The organism is Micrococcus sp. LASM2_SD2 (assembly GCF_057364565.1).
Window position 1 is genome coordinate 1 of the sequence record NZ_JBNFOB010000228.1, and the last position, 3,656, is coordinate 3,656.

Annotated in this window: 3 protein-coding genes and 1 pseudogene; all 4 read right to left on the reverse strand. The window is 74.1% G+C overall.

Annotated features, from left to right (window positions below; translation table 11 throughout):
• Positions 1-116: 116 nt before the first annotated feature.
• Positions 117-974 (reverse strand): Mur ligase domain-containing protein, encoded by an 858-nt coding sequence (locus tag AC2W7A_RS10430; protein ID WP_485991295.1) that lies wholly within the window; start codon positions 972-974, stop codon positions 117-119.
• Positions 971-2,119, reverse strand: coding sequence for an undecaprenyldiphospho-muramoylpentapeptide beta-N-acetylglucosaminyltransferase (gene murG, locus AC2W7A_RS10435; protein WP_485991296.1), 1,149 nt, complete (start codon positions 2,117-2,119; stop codon positions 971-973). Before murG ends, AC2W7A_RS10430 begins: the two co-directional genes overlap by 4 nt.
• Before the next feature lie 2 nt (positions 2,120-2,121).
• A complete protein-coding gene (ftsW, locus tag AC2W7A_RS10440) occupies positions 2,122-3,387 on the reverse strand; it encodes a putative lipid II flippase FtsW (RefSeq protein WP_485991297.1) in 1,266 nt (421 codons plus the stop codon).
• A 67-nt stretch (positions 3,388-3,454) separates the two neighbouring features.
• Positions 3,455-3,656: pseudogene (murD, locus tag AC2W7A_RS10445) on the reverse strand (UDP-N-acetylmuramoyl-L-alanine--D-glutamate ligase); the annotation flags it as partial.

The following is a 3,656-nucleotide window of genomic DNA, read 5'->3' on the forward strand; positions in this document are numbered from 1 at the left end:
GCAGGCTCCATGCCCCCGCCTGCAGGGGCGGCCAGCAGCACGGCCGCGGCGTTCAGCGCGTTGTGGGGGTGCCGGGCACCTGCAGGCGCACGGACAGGACGGTGCCGTCCGCGAACTCATAGCGCACCCCGCTGCCCGACGCCCGACTCCCCCGGGTCCACGAGGGTCTCGGCCACCAGCAGGTCCGGACGGACCCCGTCCCGCTCCGCGGTGCCGTACGTCAGCACACGGCAGCGCGCCTCGGAGCGGGCCCAGGCGGCCAGGCCGGCCGCGCCGTCGTCGTCCAGGCAGGCGATGAGCGCGCCGCCCTCGGCGGCGTCAGGGAGCCGGCCCGCGAAGGTGCGGAACACCTCGTGGACCGCCTCCTCCGTGCAGTAGTGGTCCAGGTGGTCCGCCTCGACCGTGGTGACGATCGCGACCGTGGACGGGTAGTTCACGAGGGTGCCGTCCGACTCGTCGGCCTCGGCCACGAACCACTCGCCCTCCCCGTGGGCCGCGTTGGTCCCCAGACCCGCGACGGCGGCGCCCACCGCGAACGTCGGCCGCCAGCCGGCCTCCGTGAAGGCCATGGCGGCCATGGACGACGTGGTCGTCTTGCCGTGGGTGCCGGCGACGGCCAGCACCCGGTGGCCCCGCATCGCCAGCGCCAGGCCCTCGGAGCGGTGCATCATGCGCAGGCCGCGCGCGGCGGCGGCGTCGTACTCGGGGTTGCCGGGACCGGCGATCGAGGACGCGATCACGCAGGTAACGTCCTCGCCGACGTTCTCCGGGGCGTACCCGACGCTGATCCGGGCACCGCCCTGGGCCAGCTGGTGCATGACCGGCAGGTCCTTCGCGTCGGTGCCGGAGACCGGGACGCCCTGGTCCTGAAGGATCCGGGCGACGCCCGAGACCCCGACTCCGCCGATGCCGAGGAAGTGGACACGCCCCTCGGTGGGCAGGTCGTCCGGGTGCGTGGGGGTGCGGTCGCTCATCGGCGTGCTCCTTCGGCTGCGGCCTCACGGGTGAGTCGGGCCATCTTCTGGTCGGCGTCGCGCACCCCGTGGGAGGCGGAGGCGGCGGCCATGGCGGACAGGCGCTCCGGCGAGGACGCCAGCGGGATGAGCTCGCGCCGGATCCACTCCGGGCCGAAGGCGGCATCGCGGACGAGCAGCGCGCCGCCGTCGGCGACGACCTGCTCCGCGTTCAGGGCCTGCTCGCCGTTGCCGATGGGCAGCGGCACGAAGACGGCCGGCAGGCCGACGGCGGCGACCTCGCACACGGTGCCGGCGCCGGAGCGGGCGACGATGAGGTCCGCCACGGCGTAGGCCTGCTCCATGCGGTCCAGGTACTCCCGCTGGTGGTAGCCCTCGCGCACCACGCGCCCGCCGGCGGCGTCCCTGACCTCCTTGCCGCGACCGGTCAGGTGGAGCACCTGCAGGCCCGCGCCCAGCAGGTCGTCGAGGGCCCCCTGGACCGTCCGGTTCACGGACAGGGCGCCGGAGCTGCCTCCGGTGACCACCACCGTGGTGCGCGCCGGGTCCAGCCCGAGCTCGGCGGCCGCCTCGGCCCGTGCCGCAGTGCGGTCCAGGGCGGACACCTCGCGGCGCATGGGCATGCCGACCCACTCTGCGCCCGTGAGCGGGGTCTGCTTCAGGGCGACCGCCACCCGGGCGGCCGAGCGGGCGCCGAGCCGGTTGGCGAGCCCGGGCCGAGCGTTCGCCTCGTGGACGACGGTCGGGATGCGCAGGGACCTGGCCGCCAGGTACATCGGGGTCGCCACGTAGCCGCCGACGCCGACGAGCACGTCCGCCTCCCGCCGGCGCAGGATCTGCTTCGCCTGCTCGACGGCCGTGCGGAAGCGGCCGGGGAAGCGCAGCACGTCCATGGAGGGCCGGCGCGGGAAGGGCACGCGCTCGATCGTGTCCAGCTCGAATCCGGCCTCCGGGACGAGGCGGGTCTCCATGCCGGAGGCGGTGCCGACCATGGTGCAGACGGCCGAGGCCGGGGCCGCGCCGTCCGGGCCGGGGGCCGGTGACTGCAGGGCCCGCGCGATGGCCAGCATCGGCGAGATGTGCCCGGCGGTGCCGCCGCCGGCGAGGACCACGTGCAGCGGTCGGTCGGTGGAGGGGACGGTCATGCTCAGGCCTCCTGGGTCTGGGGTGCGGTGCTCGGGTCGGACGGTCGGAAGGATGCCTCATGGGCCTGCTGGGCGGCTAGATGCGCCAGGCGCCGCTCGTGCCGTGCGAAGGACAGGACGATGCCCACGGCCGTCAGGGCCAGCGTCAGGGCGGAGCCTCCGTAGGAGATGAACGGCAGCGGCACGCCCACCACCGGCAGCAGTCCCGAGACCATGCCGGCGTTCAGGAATGCCTGTCCCACGAACCACGCGATGATGCCCCACGTCGCCACCCGGATGAACGTGGACCGCGTCTGCGCCGCCACGCGGTACATGCCGAGGGCCAGCACCGCGAACAACCCGATCACGAGCAGCGTGCCCAGCAGGCCCAGCTCCTCGCCGAGGATCGTGAAGATGAAGTCGTTCTCCGCCTCGGGGATGTAGCTCCACTTCTGACGGGACTGGCCGAGGCCGACGCCCCACCAGCCGCCGGAGGCGAGCGCGTAGAGGCCGTGGGCGGGCTGGAAGCAGGGGTCGGAGGTGTGTTCGCAGGCCGCCTCGACCCCGAGCCACACCTGCACCCGGAGCATGCGGTGCGCCGCGAAGAGCGTGAGCCCGATCGTCACGACCGCGGCCAGGACCGCCGTGACGAGGAAGACGATCCGATGGGTGCCGGCCACGTACAGCACGGCGGCCAGGACCAGCAGGACGATGATGGCCGTGCCGAGGTCGCGGCCGTACATGATCAGGCCGAGGACCACGAGCCCGCCCGGGGCGATCACCGGCACCAGCGCATGCTTGACCTGCTTCACCAGCCGGCCCTTGCGGGCCATGACTGCCGCGCCCCAGAGCGCCAGGGACAGCTTCGCCAGCTCCGAGGGCTGGCCGGTGACCGGGCCGAGCCGGATCCAGTTGCGGTTGCCGCCCACCTCCATGCCGAGCGAGGTGAAGGCCACCAGGGCCAGCAGGATGATCGCCACCAGCAGCGCGGGCCAGGCCAGGCGTCGGATCCACGTGACGGGGGTGAAGGCGGCGACCGTCAGGGCGAGAACGCCCACGATCGCCCACATCGACTGGCGCAGGAACAGGGAGTACGAGCCGCCGGACCCGATGGCCTCGACCGAGGACGAGGACAGCACCATGACCAGGCCGATGACCGTGAGCACCGCGGTGCTGCCGGCGATCATCAGGACCGTCATGTCGAGCATGCGGCGGCCCTCGAGGGCCGCCCAGAACCGGTCCAGGCCACGCCGCACGGAGCTCGGGCCGCCGGAGGACTTCGTCGGCATGGTGCTCCTTCAACGGGACGGGGTCGGTGGGTCGGGGTCGGTGGGGCCTTCGGACGGAGGCGGGCGGTCAGCCGGAGGCGGGGGCGCCGTCGTCGACGCTCCAGCCGTGCTGGCGCATGACGGCGGCGACCGCCTCCACGAAGGCCTCGCCGCGCTCGGCGTACGAGCGGAACTGGTCCATGGAGGCGGCGGCCGGGGCCATGAGCACCACGTCACCGGCCTGGGCCAGCTCGTCCGCGCGCTGCACGGCGGCGCCCATGGCGGCCCGG